This is a genomic window from Bradyrhizobium sp. CCBAU 45321, from assembly GCF_028128975.1.
Classification (GTDB): Bacteria; Pseudomonadota; Alphaproteobacteria; order Rhizobiales; family Xanthobacteraceae; genus Bradyrhizobium; species Bradyrhizobium yuanmingense.
The window spans coordinates 21800-37051 of record NZ_LFKZ01000017.1 but is presented as its reverse complement, the minus strand read 5'-3'; the positions used below and the strand labels follow the sequence as shown (position 1 = coordinate 37051).

Below are 15252 nucleotides of genomic sequence, written 5' to 3'. Positions count from 1 at the left end.
ATTCACATGCGTTTTTGCATATTTGACAGGCCTCCTCCCACCCTTAAGCTCGGCCGCACAATTTCCGGCAATTTCCTGGGCTTGCGAGGCAATAATGGACCAGACCACCCCCATTGTGCTGGTTCCGGGGCTGGCGTCCTCGGCCCGGATCTATGCGTCCGTGATCCCTGCGCTCTGGCGTTTCGGGCCGGTGACGGTCGCCAACCACATCCGCGACGACAGCATGGCGGCGATCGCCCGCCGCATCCTCGCCGATGCGCCGCCGCGCTTCGCCCTCGCCGGCCATTCCATGGGTGGCTACATCGCCTTCGAGATCATGCGCCAGGCCAGCGAGCGCGTGACAAAGCTCGCGCTGATCAACACGCAGGCGCGGCCCGACACGCCGGAAGCCACCGCACGCCGCCGTGCCCAGATGGAGCGCGCCAGACGCGGCGAGCTGCGCGCCGTGCGCGAGGAGAGTTTTCCGGAGCTCGTGCATCCGTCGCGGCGTGACGATGCCGGGATTCTCGCGCTCGTGCATGCGCAGGACGAGGACGTCGGCGTCGAAGGCTATCTGCGGCAGCAGAGCGCGATCATCGCACGGGTGGATTCGCGACCCTTGCTGGCGACGATCACATGCCCGACGCTGGTGCTGACGGGCGATGCCGACAACACCATCCCCAACGCCTTCTCCAAGGAGATGGCCGAGGGGATCACCGGCGCCAGGCTCGTGATCCTCGATCGCTGTGGGCACCTGCCGCAAGCCGAACAGCCGGAGGCGACCGTTCAAGCGCTGACCGAATGGCTCCGAACCGAGGTTGTCTGAAGGCCACGAACGGCCTAGATCAAGCGTTGGATATTCGAAGGGATCACGATCATGCTGCGCGACGACATCAACAATGCGGTCAAGGAGGCCATGAAGGCCAAGGACGAGCGCAAGCTGTCCACGCTGCGCATGGTCAACTCGACCATCAAGAACGCCGACATCGACGCGCGCGGCAGCGGCAAGCCGCCGCTGTCGGATGCCGACATCCTGGCGGTGCTGCAGAAGATGATCAAGCAGCGTCAGGAGGCGGTCGAGCTCTACGACAAGGGGGGGCGCGCCGAGCTTGCCGCGCAGGAGCGCGAGGAGATCGCGGTGATCTCGGCGTATCTGCCGAAGCAGATGTCCGACGACGACGTGAAGAAGGCGATCGCGGATGCGATCGCCGAGACCGGCGCGGGCGGCATGAAGGACATGGGCAAGGTGATCGCCGCGCTGCGCGCGAAATACGCGGGACAGATGGATTTCGGCAAGGCGTCCGGTCTCGTGAAGGCAGCGCTGTCGGGCTAAGTCGTCATTCCGGGGCGTGCGGAGCACGAACCCGGAATCCATCGGGCTTCCGACTCCGTTGCGAAATGGATTCCGGGCTCGCGCTACGCGCGCCCCGGAATGACAACAAGAACAAGGGGAGGCACGATGACCACCGTCAAGCCATTTCGCATCGCCATCGGCGACGACATCCTCGCCGACCTGAAGTCACGCCTCGCCCGCACGCGCTGGCCGGATGCGGAGCTGGTCGACGACTGGAGCCAGGGCGCGCCGCTGAAATGGATCCAGGAGATCTGCACCTGTTGGGCCAACGAGTATGACTGGCGCTCGCGCGAGGCAAAGCTCAATCGCTTCGCGCAGTTCACCACCGAGATCGACGGGCTGGACATCCACTTCATTCATGCGCGCTCGAAGGAGCCTTCGGCGCTTCCGTTGATCATCACCCACGGTTGGCCCGGCTCCATCGTCGAGTTCCAGAAGGTGATCGCGCCGCTCACCGATCCTGCCGCGCATGGCGGCAATCCCGCCGACGCCTTTCACGTGATCTGTCCCTCGCTGCCGGGCTTCGGCTTCTCGGGTAAGCCAAGGACCACGGGCTGGGGCGTCGATCGCATTGCCGCGACCTGGGCCAAGCTGATGGATCGCCTAGGCTACGCGCGTTATGGCGCCCAAGGCGGCGACTGGGGCTCGGCGGTGACGACCTCGCTCGGCGCGCAGGACCCCATTCATTGCGCCGGCATCCACATCACGCTCGCATTCAACGCGGCGCCGAAGGTCGAGGGCGAGCCGACGCCAGAAGAGAAACGGGCGCTGGTGGGCCTCAAGCATTATGTCGATCTCGATTCCGGCTACTCCAAGCAGCAATCGACGCGGCCGCAGACGCTCGGTTATGGCCTGACGGATTCGCCGAGCGGACAGGCGGCCTGGATCCTGGAAAAGTTCTGGGCCTGGACCGATTGCAATGGCCACCCCGAAAACATCTTCAGCAAGGACGAGCTGCTCGACAACGTCACGCTCTATTGGGCGACGCAGACGGCGACCTCGTCGGCGCGGCTCTATTGGGAGAGCTTTGGCAAGCGCCGCACCACGCCGGTGGTGAAGGTCCCGACGGGCGTCGCGGTGTTTCCAAAGGAGATCATCACGCCGGTGCGGCGCTGGATGGAGCCGAACTTCCATGCCATCACGCATTGGAGCGAGATGGAGAAGGGCGGTCACTTCGCGGCATTCGAGCAGCCGGAGCTGTTCGTGCGCGATGTCCGGAAGTTCTTCGCAACGGTGCGGTAGCCTCCGCTGTCATTCCGGGGCGACGCGCTAGCGTCGAACCCGGAATCCATCAGGCAGCGTTTTCCGGTGCTCCGATGGATTCCGGGCTCGCCCTGCGGGCGCCCCGGAATGACATCGCGGGGCTTGTCCCCTGCGTGCGCCGCCCTAGACTGCACAAGAACAACAAGATCCCGGGAAACGCCAAGCCCATGCTGACCGAAGCCGCAACCTACGACGAACTCGTCCGCAACTTCCGTTGGGATATCCCCGCGCGCTTCAACATCGCGGAAGCGTGCTGCGATCGCTACGCCGACGGCACCGGCCGGCTTGCGCTGATCTATGTCGACGACACCGGCGCCACCACCAGCACCACCTTCGACGAGATCGCGGAGATGTCGCGCCGCTTCGCCAATGTGCTGAAGGCGGACGGGCTTGTCCGCGGCGACCGCGTCGCGGTGTTCCTGTCGCAGTCGGTGGAATTGCCGATCGTGCATATGGCGGCGTTTCGCTCGGCCCTGATCTCGATCCCGCTGTTCGCCCTGTTCGGCGAGGACGCGCTGGAATTCCGTCTGTCGAATTCGCAAGCCAAGGCGATCGTCACCGACGAAGCCGGCTGGGAAAAGCTGTCCAAGATCCGCGACCGCCTGCCGGAACTGAGGAGCGTCTACATCGTCGGCGCGCGCGTGCCCGCCGGCACGACATCGTTCTGGGATGCGGTGAAGGCCGCTTCGCCCGACTTTACGCGCGCGGACACCTCGGCCGACGATCCCGCCCTGATCATCTACACATCGGGCACGACGGGTAACCCGAAGGGCGCGCTGCATGCGCATCGCGTCGTGCTCGGCCATCTGCCCAATGTGGAGATGTGCCACAACTTCTTGCCCAAGCCCGGCGATCTCATGTGGACGCCGGCGGATTGGGCCTGGATCGGCGGGCTCATCAACGGTCTGCTCGCGTTCTGGTACCACGGCATTCCCCTGGTCGGCCATCGCGCGCGGAAATTCGAGCCGCAGGCGGCGATGCAGATGATGGCCGATCTTGCCGTCCGCAACGTATTCCTGCCGCCGACGGCGCTGAAGCTGATGCGGCAGGCCGGCGTCAAGCATTCCGGCGTCAAGCTGCGCAGCATCTTCACCGGCGGCGAATCGCTCGGGGGGGAATTGCTCGGCTGGGTGCGCGAGACGTTTGGTGTCGACGCGCATGAGGTGTTCGGCCAGACCGAGTGCAACCTCGTGATCGGCAGCAATGCTAACCTGTTTCCGATCCGCCCGGGTTCGATGGGCAAGGCGACGCCGGGCTTCGATGTCCGCATCGTCAACGACAAGGGCGAGGAATTGCCGCGGGGTCAGCGCGGCATCATCGGCGTGCGCCAGCCGTGCCCCGTCACCATGCTCGAATATTGGCGCAATCCGGAGGCGACCGCGAAGAAATATGCCGGCGACTTCCTGCTCACCGGCGATCTCGGAGTGCAGGACGAGGACGGCTATTTCTGGTACGTCAGCCGCGAGGACGACGTCATCACCACCGCCGGCTACCGCGTCGGCCCTTCCGAGATCGAGCACACGCTGATGAAACATCCGTCGGTGGCCATGGCTGCGGTGGTCGGCATTCCCGATCCGATCCGTACCGAATCGATCAAGGCCTGGATCGTGCTGCGTCCGGGCTTTGCCGGCAGCGACGCGCTCGCGCGCGAGATTCAGGACTTCGTCAAGGTGCAGCTTGCCGCGCACGAATATCCGCGCTTCGTCGAATTCGCGGAGACGCTGCCGATGACGGCGACCGGCAAGGTGCTGCGCCGCGAGCTGCGGGCGAGAGGCTAGCTTCCAATCATGGCAAAGACGTCTCAAGCCGCGGGGCTTCACCGCGCCTCGCTTGTAAAGCTGCACGAGCTCGATACGGCGCTGGAGCTCATGTATTACGGCTGGCGCGGCATGACGCTTGAGGCGGACGCATATCTGGCCAAGCAGGGCCTGTCGCGTCCGCACCATCGCATCCTCTACGTTGTGGCGCGCCGGCCCGATATCGCCATCGGCGCGCTGATCGAGATCCTCGGCATTTCGAAGCAGGCCCTCAACCGGCCGCTCAATCTGCTCCTCGAGCGCAAGCTCCTGACCTCAAAGCGCGCGCCGGAGCAGCACCGCTCGAAATTGCTGCGCCTGACGGAAGCGGGGCGGCGCATCGAGCAACGCGCCTCGGACCACGAGCGCCAGGTTCTGCGCGAAGCGTTCGCGCGCGCCGGGGCGAGCGGTGCGGCGGGATGGATCGGCGTGATGGAGGCGATCGCCGACAACAATTGACCGAAGTCTCAAGTCAACATAGTTGACATGAGGCGCGCGCTTTGCCACCTTCCTGGCCGCAAGCCGAAGGGAGGATCCGTGTCGTGAGCGGACAGGCAATGGACCGCGCGGCCGCCGCAAGCTTCGTCGCGGCATGGTGCGCGAACTGGTGCAAAGTGGACATCGACGCGGTCGTCGCCCATTTTGCCGACGATGCGCAGATGCGCAGCCCTCTCGCGCTCACCCTGACGGGGTCTCCGACCGTCACCGGCGCCGAGAACATTCGCGCCTACTGGCGGAAAGCCTACGGCCACATCGAAAGCGCCGACCTGAAGATCCTGGACTGGAGCTGGGACGAGGCGATCGCGCGACTGACGGTGTGGTGGCAATTGGGCGATACGCGCGCCAGCGAATTCATGGACTTCGACGATGCGGGCCGTGTGGTGCGCAGCGAAGCCTTCTACGGGAAATGACCATGCGATTTTCGGATATCGTCCTGCTCCTCAACACGCTCTGGTTCGTGGGCGCGTTCATCCAGTTCAGCATCGCGCAAACCAACACGTTGAAGATCCTGCTGCCGCGGGAGGAGCGCAGCAATCCGATCGCGCCGACCCTTGCAGCAAGCGTCGCGTTCCTCGGCGGCATGAATCTGCCGATCGGGCTCTTGTCGCTCTATCTTCTGGCCGCCCGTCCGTCCTTCTTCCAGCCGGTCGAAGCGCAGCTCGCGCTGTTCCTGTTCTTTGCCGCCTGCCATTTCAGCCAGTTCGCCTATAACGTCCCGGTGCTGATGCGCGGTGGCCGCGTCGGGGTGGCCTATTGGCCGGTGTTGAAGGGCCCGATGCTCCGGATCTTCGTCATCGACGCGGCTCTGTTCGCTGCCAATATCGCAGTGGCGCTGCAGCTCACGATCGCGTCCTGATCTAGAGCATGATCCGGAAAAGTGTGAAGCGGTTTTCCGAACAGATCATGCTCAAACAACAATCTAAAGCGCGATGGCGATTCATCCTAACCGCATCGCGCTTTAGCGCGGCGGCTCCGCAAGGGCCGCGCGCAGCATCGCGGCGAGCTCCTTGCGCCGGAACGGCTTGGTCAGAATGCGCGCGTCGATCCCGTCGGGCGTCTTGACCGGATCCTGACTGTAGCCGGAGGTGAAGAGCACCTTGAGACCGGGCCGCAGTTGAACGGCCTGCCTCGCCAGCTCCGGCCCGAACATGCCGCCGGGCATCACGACGTCGGTGAACAGCAGCTGGATGTCCGCGGACTGGCGCAGCACGTCCAGCGCCGCGGGTCCGTTTGCCGTCGTGATGACGCGGTAGCCGAGCGCTTTCAGCTCGTTCTCGACATAGGCGCGCACCATGTCGTCGTCCTCGACGACGAGAATCGTCTCGTATCCCTCGGGTGCGGCGACACGCGCTGGCGGCGACGGCTCCTCTCTCGACGACGTCGGCAGGCGAGGAAAGAACAGCCGGACCACGCTGCCTTGACCCGGTTCGGACTGCATCTGCACGAGTCCGCCAGATTGCCGCGCAAATCCGTAGACCATGCTGAGGCCAAGGCCGGTCCCCTTGCCGACCTCCTTGGTGGTGAAGAACGGCTCGAACGCGCGCTGCAACACCTCGCTGCTCATGCCGGACCCGGTATCCCTCACGGCCAGCATGACGTAGTCGCCGGGCCGCGGCTCGCCGTTGACGTCGAGGTCGGATTCACGGAGCGATGCATTCCGCACCTCGACCATCAGCTTGCCGCCGTCAGGCATCGCGTCGCGCGCGTTGAGCACGAGGTTGAGCACGGCCGTCGCCAATTGGCCGGGATCGACGCTGGCGAGCCAGAGATCCGGTGCGAACGTGAAGCTGGATTCGATATGCTCGCCCAGGGTCCGCTGCAGAAGCTGCTCCATGCCGGTCACCTGCTCGGCGATGTCGATCTCGCGCGGCCGCAGCGGCTGCTTGCGCGCGAAGGCGAGCAGGCTCCGCGTCAGGTCGGAACCCCGTTCGGCGGCGGTCGCAATGTCGTCGGCGATCCGGCGCAATTCCTCGTTGCCCGCAAGCCTGTCGGCGAGGTGCTCGGAATTGCCGAGAATGACGGTCAGGAGATTGTTGAAATCGTGCGCCACGCCGCCCGTGAGCTGGCCCATGGCTTCCATCTTCTGTGACTGGCTGAGCTTGTGGCTGAGATCGGCAATGGCGGCGCGCTGCTGCTCGAGCGATTCGGCCGTGCTGTTGAGCAGCGTCATCAACCCGCCGAGCTCGCCCCCCGGGTGGGGCTCCGGAATGCGCGCGCTGAGATCGCCGTGCCCGAGACTCTTTGCCATGGCGGCGAGCCGTCCGACCTGCCGTCCGATGCTCACCGTCGTAAGGATCCAGAGGCCGGCGAGGAGCAGCAGCGAGGCGACCGCCAGGATCGCCATGTCCTCGTAAAGCCGGCGGTTCGCTGCCGCGATCAGTCCGTCCTTGGACCGCCCCACCAAGATATAGAGTCCGGCCTTGCGGATCGCGGGCGAGCGGGCAACGCCCCAGATCTGCGTGCGGCCGTCGCGATCGGCGATCTCCCGGAATGGTTCGCCGTCGGGATCTGCCGCGAAGCGGAACAGGTCGGAGCCCGCAATGGAGCCGCCGATGGGTACGCTCCAGCCGCCGCGCTTGGGGGCGGCCAGGACCGTGCCCTTGGCGTCGACGAGCAGGATGTCCTTCTCGGCGAGCAGCCGCTTGTCGTGAAACTCCGCGAATTTGTTCAGGTTGAAGGACGCCAGCAGCACGAATTTCAGCGCGCCTGTATCCGATCGCACCGGATAGGCGATCTGCAGCACCGACAGTCCGGTGAGGCGGCCGAACACCGGTTCCACCGCGACGAGGCCGTGAAGAGTCTTGACCTCTTTGAAATAGCCGCGGTCGTTCAGGTCGAGCGTGCGGTTGGTCCGCAGCGAGTCGCAGAACAGCCTGCCGTCGGGATCGATGGTCAGGATACCCGTGAACTGCGGATATTCCTCGCGGACATCCGACAGAAACGCCGAGCATGCCGCCTTGTCGCGCGTGTCGAGGTCGCGGGCACGGGCGAGCCCGTAATGAAGCTGGGCAGTCCCCTGGATCTTCTCGCCGAGATCGCTGGCGATGTCGTCGGCGGATGCGGCGAGATTTGCCAGCGCCGCGTCGATCTCGCTCGTCCGGTTCTGCACGAAGCGCAGCCCGACCAGAATCGCCGGCACGAGCATGGCCGCGATGACGAGGATAAGTAACCGGGTACGCAGGCTCATCGGTGGGCGATCGGCTCTCGGGCGACGGTATTCTGAGGTGCAATTTGCGGCACGATCATCTGCCCCGTCCATAGCGGTCGGTGCAAAATCGCGCGAAAGGCTAACGATTTCGCCGTGCGAGCATCGTCTTTTCGCTGCCACCCTTCGCGCCGGCCGGCATCAAGTTGCGCCGCCGCGCGGCGGCGCTAATATCGCGGTATGCGCGCGACGAAGATCGCGCCGATCTGCGGAGGAAGCTGATGTCCATCTCGGGCAAGGTCGATCCGGTGGTGCGTCCCGTGGCGGCGGTCGACATCGCCGAGGCGCTGGCCCTGGGCCTGCGCGATTTCCAGGCGCTGCCGCTCTACGGTCTCTGCTTCGGCGCGCTCTATGCCGCCGGCGGCATCGTCATCATGCTCTGTCTCACCGCCCTCGGCATGGTCTACCTGGTCTATCCCCTCGCTGCCGGTTTTGCGCTGATCGGACCGTTCGTTGCGATCGGCCTCTACGAGGTCAGCCGGCGCCGCGAGCGCGGCAAGCCGGTCTCGTTCGCTGCGATCTGGTCCGCGATCCGCTCGCGCAGCGAGATCGGCTGGATGGCCTTCGTGACGTTGTTCGTGTTCGTGGTCTGGATGTACCAGGTGCGGCTCCTGATCGCGCTGCTGCTCGGCCTCAACGCCTCGTTCTCGAGCTTGCAGGAGTTCATGACGGTGGTGCTGACGACCAGCGAGGGCCTCTTGTTCCTGGCCATCGGCAACGCGGTCGGGGCCGTGCTGTCGCTGATCCTGTTCTCGCTGACCGTGGTGTCGTTCCCGCTGCTGCTCGATCGCGAGGTCGATTTCGTCACGGCCATGGTGACGAGCGTGCGCGCGGTGGTGACGAGCCCGCTGCCGATGATCTCGTGGGCCGCATTGATCGTGATGCTGTTGATCGTCTCGGCGCTGCCCTATTTTCTCGGGCTGGTGGTCACGCTGCCGGTGCTCGGGCATGCGACATGGCACCTGTACCGCCGGTTGGTGGCGCCGGTGTAGGCCGTCGCCCCCGCGAAGGCGGGGGGCCCATAACCCCAGGGAGAAGTTGGGGCGCGAAGTCGTAACCACGAGTCTTCGCCAAACTTCATCCTGTGGTTATGGGTCCGGGGCTCGCGCTTCGCGCGCCCCGGGACGACAGCGGAGATTGCCTCGCTCAAGGCACCTTGATCCCCATCGCCTTCAGCGCCTCCAGCAACCGCACCGGCGGGGACATCTCGATATGCGGCGCCTTGCCGGTCTCCAGCAGGCTCTTCAATCCGGAGAGGATCGCGGGCCAGCCGGTGCGGCCGCCGGAAAGGATGTCGTCGCTGAGCTCGCGATCATGGCGCTGGCTCAGGGTGAGGCGCACGGCTTCGCCGGCCTGCTCGATCTCGTAGGTGACAATGGTGGTGCCGAGCTTTTCCACGAGGTCCGGCCAATTGACGTTCCAGCTCACCGTCAGCCTCCTCGGCGGATCGTATTCGAACACTTCACCGCGGATGTGCTCGGAGCCGTCGGGCGCATGCACGACGAAACTGCCGCCGAGCTTCGGCTCCATCTCCACCGCAAAGCCGGAAAAATATTTGCGGCTGAACTCGGCGGACGTCAGCGCCTCCCACACCTTCTCCGGCGTCGAGGCGATGTAGATGGTGTAGACGATCAGCGGCTTGAATTGATCGAGGTTCATCGTTCATCAAATCCTTCGTTGAGCGGACTCACTCGTTGCCGTTCTCCAACTGACGTTTCAGCTCGTTGAGCGCGGCGAGCCTGCTGCGTTCGAACTTCCTGATCCAACGTTCGCCGATCTGATGGATCGGCACCGGGTTGAGGTAGTGCAGCTTCTCGCGTCCATGCCTGATGGTGGTGATGAGGTTCGCTTCCTCCAGGATGGAAAGGTGCTTGGTGACGGCCTGTCGCGTCATCGCAAGCCCCTCGCAGAGCTCGTTCAGTGTCTGGCCGTTCCTGGCGTGAAGCCTGTCGAGCAGTGAACGTCGCGAGCTATCCGCGAGCGCCTTGAAGACCTCATCCATGGCGGTGAGAATAGGCAACTAAATGGTTGCGTGTCAAGATGGAACGGCTCACGCGACTTCCGTTCCAGCTTCGGCCATGCATTAATGCGTCCGAACCGCAGCGAGTCCTCCCATGATGTCCATGCAAGCCTACCTCGCCTTCGTCGCCGCCTGCATTGCGCTGGCGCTGCTGCCGGGGCCGATCGTCACCCTCGTCATCGCCAATGGCCTGCGCCACGGCACGCGTGCGGCGCTCATCAACGTGGCCGGCGCGCAGGCCGGGCTTGCCATCGTCATCGGCATCGTTGCGATCGGCCTGACCTCGCTGATGGCGACCATGGGCTACTGGTTCGACTGGGTGCGCTTTGCCGGCGCCGCATATCTGATCTGGCTCGGCATCAAGCTGATCTGGGAGCCGGTCGAAGGCGTCGATGTCGACGCGCCGCCTCCGCCGCCGCGCGGCGGCTTCTTCCTGCAGGGATTCCTGGTGCTGCTGTCGAACCCCAAGGTGCTGGTGTTCTTCGGCGCTTTCATCCCGCAATTCATGGACATGAGCCAGCCGCATTTCCCGCAGGTCGCGCTGCTGGGTGCCACCTTCATGGTGACGGCGGTGATGACCGATGCGCTCTACGCGATTGCCGCCGGGCGCGCCCGAAAATTCTTCTCGGCGCGGCGCACGCGGATGGTGTCGCGCATCTCAGGCGGCTTCATGATCGGCGGCGGCATCTGGCTGGCCCTGACGCGGGCGAAGTGACCGCTTAACTCATTCCCTGCTCGCGTAGCGCGGCCTCGATCTCGCGCAGGATCCGCGCCAGCCGCTCGGCCCATTGCTGCTGGCCGCTCTCCTCAGTGATCAGGTCCTGGCGGATCTCGATGCCGGTGTTGACGAGGCCGCGCGCCTCGCCGTGGATTGGAATCGTGTAGTCGGTGATGTCGCTCACCGCATAAGGCTGGTTGTCGCCGACGACGAGCGCGCTCTCGCCCCGCAAATGCTGCAGCATCAGCCGCGGCAGCACGGTGTCGCGGTGATAGAGCGTGCCGATGTGCCAGGGCCGCGGCTCGCCGTAAAAAACCGGCGTGAAGCTGTGCAATGCCACCAGCACGGTCGGCCTGCCCGCCCTGATGCGCGCATCGATCGCCGCGCCAATCCGGCGGTGATAGGGATCGAAGATCTCGCGCCGGCGCATCTCCTTGGCCGCGGCCGACAGATCCTCATTGCCGGGAATGGCGGTCGCCTCGGAGATCACGGGAATCGAGCTTGCAACGCCCGGCGGTCGGTTGCAGTCGATCACCAGGCGCGAATAGCGCTGCGCGATCAGCTGCGCATCGAGCATCTCGGTGAGCCGCTCGGCGACGCCGGCGATGCCGATGTCCCACGCGATGTGCCTGTCGAGATCGCGGTCCGCGACGCCGAGATCGCCGAGCGCGCGCGGCAGCACCCGTCCGTAATGGTCCGCGGTGAGCAGGAACGGCGATGTGCCTGCCGTATTCACCTCATGCACGGGCGGAATGTCGCCCTCGCCGAGCAGCTGGTCGGTTGCGTCGGCTATGTCCAAAGCCATCCTGATTTGCCTATGGAATGACAAACTGTGTAAACGGAGTAGCGGTATCGCACCGATGCCGCAACGTTGGAACGGCATGAGCTCGGATAGACTTTTCGTTTACGGCACCCTGATGCGCGGCTTCGACCACCCCATGGCGCGGCTGCTCGCCGGCCATGCGGAATTCATCAGTGAAGCCACCTGCCGCGGCCGGCTCGTTCTGGTGAAGCACTATCCGGGATTGCTGCTCTCCGAGGCGCCGACCGACATCGTCCATGGCGAGTTGTTTCAGCTGCGCGTGCCGGACGAGCTCCTGCGCGAACTCGACATGTACGAGGCCTGCGGCGAGGGCTTTCCCGAGCCGACGGAATATCTGCGACAGATGATCGAGGTGACGCTGCCCGACGGCGCCACCGGGAAGGCCTGGACCTACGTCTACAATTGGCCCGTCACCGATCTGCCGCGCATCGCATCCGGGCGCTTCCTGGAGCATTAAAGGCTTGATGAAATTAGGTTCGATTGTTGCAACGACGGAGGTGGGCTCCCTCTCACGCTTGCGGGAGAGGGCTGGGGAGAGGGTGCTTCCGCAATGGGACAATCCCCAAGAGGAGAAAGCCCTCACCCGGCGCTTCGCGCCGACCTCTCCCGCAAGCGGGAGAGGTGAGCGAGCCGCGGCAATCGATCCAGACTAAAGCCATCCCGCTTTCAAGCCGACAGCACTTCCTTCACCACGCGCACGTCGACCTCGCGCTCGACATAGGTCCATTCCTCGGTCCGCCGCAGCATCGCCACCAGCTCCTCGAACAGCGAGGCGTTCGCGGGCGCGAATTCGAACCAAGTCAGGAAATCGAAGGGGCCGCCGAGATCACGGCAATGATAGAGCTGGCGCGCGATCGCGGGCAGAAAACGAAGACTGCTGGCAATGTGGTGCGACTTGTCCTCGAAAATCTTGCGGCGCTCTTCCTGGGTCAGCTCCCACCAGGCCTGCGATTTGCGGATCGGAATCAGCGCCGCGCTGGTGGCCTCCAGCCGGCCGAGGCCGGCCTGCACGGCGACGAGCTGCTGCTTCTCAGGCCTTTCGGTGTAGCGCAGGCTGCTGGCGACGCCGACCAGCCGCCAGGCATTGCGCGAGGGCACCAGTGGCAACGAGACGGCCTCGCTGTCGGTCACCGACAGCGCCGGCACGAAGGGCAGGGACTCGCCCGTCACAGGCGAGAGCGAGGTCACCCGCCAACCCCCGGTCTGGCCGCCCCGAAAGGTCCTGAACATGGCCGTATGGAAGCGTGGAACCGGGCGCGGTTCAAGCTTTCTGTCATTCCGGGGCGCGCGCAGCGCGAGCCCGGAATCCATTTCTCCCCGCATTCCGGCGGCGCAATGGATTCCGGGCTCGCCCCTTGCGGGGGCGCCCCGGAATGACGGCCCTGTGCATAGGTCGAATAAGCCGGATAAGCCCGACAAACCTGGCCTTTGACCGGGCCGTCCCTATATCCCTGATCCTTCGCCCGACTCAAACGCTCGGCTAAACTCGCCCCATGCGCTTCACACCCCAGTTCCTCGACGAGCTTCGTGCCCGGCTTTCGGTCTCCGAGGTCGTGGGCAAGCGCGTCAAGCTGAAGAAGGCCGGGCGCGAGTGGAAGGGGCTGTCGCCGTTCCAGCAGGAGAAGACGCCGTCCTTCTACGTCAACGACCAGAAGGGTTTTTATCATGACTTCTCCTCGGGCAAGCACGGCGACATCATCAGCTTCGTGATGGAGACCGACGGCCTGCCGTTCGCGGAAGCCGTGGAGCGGCTCGCCAATATGGCGGGCCTGCCGCTGCCGGCGGTGACGCCCAACGCCGCGCGCGAGGAGCAGCGGCGGCGCTCGCTGCATGACGTGATGGATCTCGCGGCGAAATTCTTCGCCGAGACGCTGGCCTCGCGCGTCGGCGCGAAAGCGCGCGGCTATCTCGCCGACCGCGCCATTTCGCCGGCGACGCAATTGCAGTTCCGCCTCGGCTATGCCCCGCCCGATCGCTTCGCGCTGAAGGAGCATCTCGGCAAGCTCGGCGTCTCCGTCGAGGACATGATCGAGACCGGCCTGTTGATCGGCGGCGACGATATCCCCGTTCCCTACGATCGCTTCCGCGATCGCGTGATGTTTCCGATCACCGATCTGCGCGGCCGCGTCATCGCGTTCGGCGGGCGTGCGCTGGAGAAGGACGTTCCGGCCAAGTACCTGAACTCGCCGGAGACGCCGCTCTTCCACAAGGGCGACAATCTCTACAACCACCAGACCGCGCGCAAAGCCACCCATGACGGCAATCCGCTGATCGTGGTCGAAGGCTATGTCGACGTCATCGCCATGGTCACCGCCGGCTTTGCCGGCAGCGTCGCGCCGCTCGGCACCGCGCTCACCGAGAGCCAGCTCGTGCTGCTCTGGAAGATGGCGGACGAGCCGATCCTCTGCTTCGACGGCGACCGCGCCGGACAGAAGGCGGCCTATCGTGCTGCCGATCTTGCGCTGCCATTCCTCGCGCCCGGCAAGAGTCTTCGCCTTGCGCTGCTGCCGGAAGGGCAGGACCCCGACGATCTCGTGCGCTCCGGCGGGCGCGGCGCGATCGAGGAGGTGATCGGCGCCGCCCGTCCGCTCGCCGACATGATCTGGTCGCGCGAGCTCGAAGGCGGCAATTTCGCCACGCCCGAACGGCGCGCCGCGCTGGAGGCCCGCATCAAGGATCTCACCAACGGCATCCGCGACGAGGTGGTGCGGCGCTATTATCGCGACGAATTCGTCGAGCGGCTGCAGCGCACCTTCGCGCCCGAAGGCGGGCGCGGCTTTGGCGGCCGGGGCAATTTCCGCCCCGGTGGCGGCCGCCCGTTCCAGCCGCGGGGCGGGGCGAATCGATTCGGCGGCCAAGGGTTCGGCGGTCGCCGCGGCGCCCCGGGTCCGACCCTGCTGCCGTCCGGCCCCTACCAGGCGGCGAGCCCGCAGCTGGCGGCAAGCCCGATCCTGCGGGGCCAGCGCAGCGCCATCTCCCGCCGGGAGGCCCTGATCCTGCAATGCCTGATGAACCACCCCTGGCTGCTGCACGAGCATTTGGAGGAGGTCGCCGCCCTGGAGCTGGCCCATCCGGAGGCCCACAAGCTCCGGGCTGCCATCATCGCCGCTTTCGCCAACGACCATCACCACTCGCCGGACCCCGGCGAGCAGGCCGAAAAGATGCGGGGTGACCTCGCAAAGGGCGGATTTTCTCAAACTCTTCAAAGGGTTGAGAATGTCATCACGACCCAGGCGGTGTGGGCCGCCCGCGAGGGCGCGGCGAGGGATGACGTTCTTGCCACCTGGCACCAGCTCGTTGCCTTGCATCGGCAATGGCATTCACTACTTAGAGAGCTGAAAGACGCCGAGCTGGCCTTGGGGGAGGATCCCAGCGAGGCCAATTTGGCGTGGCTGCGTGACGTCAAGGCTCGGATAGGTGAAGTCGACGGTACCGAGGCCCTGATCGAGGGTTTTGGCGAGCTGTCGGGCCGGCTCCAGAAGAGCATGTGATGAAAGAATCATGCGGACGGCTGCGGCTGGAACCGCTAAAAGACTCGCCAAATCCTAGGTTTGGCGGCAAAAACAGGGTTAATCGAGGCTTAACGGTCTTGT

The 15252-nt window shown here is 65.1% G+C and carries 16 protein-coding genes; 11 read left to right on the top strand and 5 right to left on the bottom strand.

Going from position 1 to position 15252, the window contains the following annotated elements:
* The first annotated feature begins 94 nt into the window (after positions 1 to 94).
* From ACM43_RS06080 to ACM43_RS06050, 7 genes are all read left to right on the top strand, one after another.
* Positions 95 to 805: an alpha/beta fold hydrolase gene (locus tag ACM43_RS06080; RefSeq protein WP_271538906.1), complete on the top strand. Its 711-nt coding sequence runs from the start codon at positions 95 to 97 to the stop codon at positions 803 to 805.
* 51 nt (positions 806 to 856) lie between these two features.
* Positions 857 to 1312 carry a GatB/YqeY domain-containing protein gene (locus tag ACM43_RS06075; RefSeq protein WP_225174196.1) on the top strand — a complete coding sequence of 152 codons (456 nt, stop codon included), beginning with the start codon at positions 857 to 859 and terminating at the stop codon, positions 1310 to 1312.
* Positions 1313 to 1438: 126 nt separating this feature from the next.
* On the top strand, positions 1439 to 2575 hold the full coding sequence (locus ACM43_RS06070) for an epoxide hydrolase family protein (protein WP_271538901.1): 1137 nt from the start codon (positions 1439 to 1441) through the stop codon (positions 2573 to 2575).
* Positions 2576 to 2763: 188 nt separating this feature from the next.
* Positions 2764 to 4374 (top strand): acyl-CoA synthetase, encoded by a 1611-nt coding sequence (locus tag ACM43_RS06065; RefSeq protein ID WP_271538899.1) that lies wholly within the window; start codon positions 2764 to 2766, stop codon positions 4372 to 4374.
* A gap of 9 nt (positions 4375 to 4383) precedes the next feature.
* Complete coding sequence (locus tag ACM43_RS06060; protein ID WP_271538897.1) at positions 4384 to 4851, top strand: MarR family transcriptional regulator; 468 nt, start codon at positions 4384 to 4386, stop codon at positions 4849 to 4851.
* 98 nt (positions 4852 to 4949) lie between these two features.
* Positions 4950 to 5303 (top strand): nuclear transport factor 2 family protein, encoded by a 354-nt coding sequence (locus tag ACM43_RS06055; RefSeq protein ID WP_036009556.1) that lies wholly within the window; start codon positions 4950 to 4952, stop codon positions 5301 to 5303.
* Positions 5304 to 5305: 2 nt separating this feature from the next.
* A complete protein-coding gene (locus ACM43_RS06050) occupies positions 5306 to 5749 on the top strand; it encodes a hypothetical protein (protein WP_036009558.1) in 444 nt (147 codons plus the stop codon).
* Between the two features lie 102 nt (positions 5750 to 5851).
* Here the strand turns inward: ACM43_RS06050 and ACM43_RS06045 are convergent, their stop codons facing one another.
* Positions 5852 to 8080, bottom strand: coding sequence for an ATP-binding protein (locus tag ACM43_RS06045; RefSeq protein ID WP_271538893.1), 2229 nt, complete (start codon positions 8078 to 8080; stop codon positions 5852 to 5854).
* A gap of 239 nt (positions 8081 to 8319) precedes the next feature.
* Between ACM43_RS06045 and ACM43_RS06040 the strand changes: the two genes are divergently transcribed.
* A complete protein-coding gene (locus tag ACM43_RS06040; RefSeq protein WP_271538891.1) occupies positions 8320 to 9090 on the top strand; it encodes a DUF2189 domain-containing protein in 771 nt (256 codons plus the stop codon).
* A 154-nt stretch (positions 9091 to 9244) separates the two neighbouring features.
* Here the strand turns inward: ACM43_RS06040 and ACM43_RS06035 are convergent, their stop codons facing one another.
* Together ACM43_RS06035 and ACM43_RS06030 are read right to left on the bottom strand one after the other, a co-directional pair.
* Positions 9245 to 9757: an SRPBCC family protein gene (locus tag ACM43_RS06035; RefSeq protein ID WP_271538889.1), complete on the bottom strand. Its 513-nt coding sequence runs from the start codon at positions 9755 to 9757 to the stop codon at positions 9245 to 9247.
* A 28-nt stretch (positions 9758 to 9785) separates the two neighbouring features.
* Positions 9786 to 10100 (bottom strand): ArsR/SmtB family transcription factor, encoded by a 315-nt coding sequence (locus ACM43_RS06030; protein ID WP_271539814.1) that lies wholly within the window; start codon positions 10098 to 10100, stop codon positions 9786 to 9788.
* A 112-nt stretch (positions 10101 to 10212) separates the two neighbouring features.
* Between ACM43_RS06030 and ACM43_RS06025 the strand changes: the two genes are divergently transcribed.
* Positions 10213 to 10833 carry a LysE family translocator gene (locus tag ACM43_RS06025; RefSeq protein WP_081494564.1) on the top strand — a complete coding sequence of 207 codons (621 nt, stop codon included), beginning with the start codon at positions 10213 to 10215 and terminating at the stop codon, positions 10831 to 10833.
* Between the two features lie 4 nt (positions 10834 to 10837).
* Here ACM43_RS06025 and ACM43_RS06020 read toward each other — a convergent pair whose 3' ends face one another.
* On the bottom strand, positions 10838 to 11641 hold the full coding sequence (locus ACM43_RS06020; RefSeq protein ID WP_271538888.1) for an N-formylglutamate amidohydrolase: 804 nt from the start codon (positions 11639 to 11641) through the stop codon (positions 10838 to 10840).
* Positions 11642 to 11717: 76 nt separating this feature from the next.
* On the opposite strand from ACM43_RS06020, the gene ACM43_RS06015 reads away from it, so the two are divergent.
* Positions 11718 to 12116: a gamma-glutamylcyclotransferase family protein gene (locus ACM43_RS06015; RefSeq protein WP_271538887.1), complete on the top strand. Its 399-nt coding sequence runs from the start codon at positions 11718 to 11720 to the stop codon at positions 12114 to 12116.
* A gap of 209 nt (positions 12117 to 12325) precedes the next feature.
* Here the strand turns inward: ACM43_RS06015 and ACM43_RS06010 are convergent, their stop codons facing one another.
* On the bottom strand, positions 12326 to 12889 hold the full coding sequence (locus ACM43_RS06010) for a chlorite dismutase family protein (RefSeq protein WP_157285031.1): 564 nt from the start codon (positions 12887 to 12889) through the stop codon (positions 12326 to 12328).
* Between the two features lie 263 nt (positions 12890 to 13152).
* Between ACM43_RS06010 and dnaG the strand changes: the two genes are divergently transcribed.
* A complete protein-coding gene (gene dnaG, locus ACM43_RS06005) occupies positions 13153 to 15150 on the top strand; it encodes a DNA primase (protein ID WP_271538885.1) in 1998 nt (665 codons plus the stop codon).
* The last annotated feature ends 102 nt before the right edge of the window (positions 15151 to 15252 follow it).

Excerpts from the sequence above, each read along its gene's own strand:
- ACM43_RS06080 (WP_271538906.1), top strand. The coding sequence starts at position 95 with ATGGACCAGACCACCCCCATTGTGCTGGTTCCGGGGCTGGCGTCCTCG.
- ACM43_RS06075 (WP_225174196.1), top strand. The coding sequence starts at position 857 with ATGCTGCGCGACGACATCAACAATGCGGTCAAGGAGGCCATGAAGGCC.
- ACM43_RS06070 (WP_271538901.1), top strand. The coding sequence starts at position 1,439 with ATGACCACCGTCAAGCCATTTCGCATCGCCATCGGCGACGACATCCTC.
- ACM43_RS06065 (WP_271538899.1), top strand. The coding sequence starts at position 2,764 with ATGCTGACCGAAGCCGCAACCTACGACGAACTCGTCCGCAACTTCCGT.
- ACM43_RS06060 (WP_271538897.1), top strand. The coding sequence starts at position 4,384 with ATGGCAAAGACGTCTCAAGCCGCGGGGCTTCACCGCGCCTCGCTTGTA.
- ACM43_RS06055 (WP_036009556.1), top strand. The coding sequence starts at position 4,950 with ATGGACCGCGCGGCCGCCGCAAGCTTCGTCGCGGCATGGTGCGCGAAC.
- ACM43_RS06050 (WP_036009558.1), top strand. The coding sequence starts at position 5,306 with ATGCGATTTTCGGATATCGTCCTGCTCCTCAACACGCTCTGGTTCGTG.
- ACM43_RS06045 (WP_271538893.1), bottom strand. The coding sequence starts at position 8,080 with ATGAGCCTGCGTACCCGGTTACTTATCCTCGTCATCGCGGCCATGCTC.
- ACM43_RS06040 (WP_271538891.1), top strand. The coding sequence starts at position 8,320 with ATGTCCATCTCGGGCAAGGTCGATCCGGTGGTGCGTCCCGTGGCGGCG.
- ACM43_RS06035 (WP_271538889.1), bottom strand. The coding sequence starts at position 9,757 with ATGAACCTCGATCAATTCAAGCCGCTGATCGTCTACACCATCTACATC.
- ACM43_RS06030 (WP_271539814.1), bottom strand. The coding sequence starts at position 10,100 with ATGGATGAGGTCTTCAAGGCGCTCGCGGATAGCTCGCGACGTTCACTG.
- ACM43_RS06025 (WP_081494564.1), top strand. The coding sequence starts at position 10,213 with ATGATGTCCATGCAAGCCTACCTCGCCTTCGTCGCCGCCTGCATTGCG.
- ACM43_RS06020 (WP_271538888.1), bottom strand. The coding sequence starts at position 11,641 with ATGGCTTTGGACATAGCCGACGCAACCGACCAGCTGCTCGGCGAGGGC.
- ACM43_RS06015 (WP_271538887.1), top strand. The coding sequence starts at position 11,718 with ATGAGCTCGGATAGACTTTTCGTTTACGGCACCCTGATGCGCGGCTTC.
- ACM43_RS06010 (WP_157285031.1), bottom strand. The coding sequence starts at position 12,889 with ATGTTCAGGACCTTTCGGGGCGGCCAGACCGGGGGTTGGCGGGTGACC.
- dnaG (WP_271538885.1), top strand. The coding sequence starts at position 13,153 with ATGCGCTTCACACCCCAGTTCCTCGACGAGCTTCGTGCCCGGCTTTCG.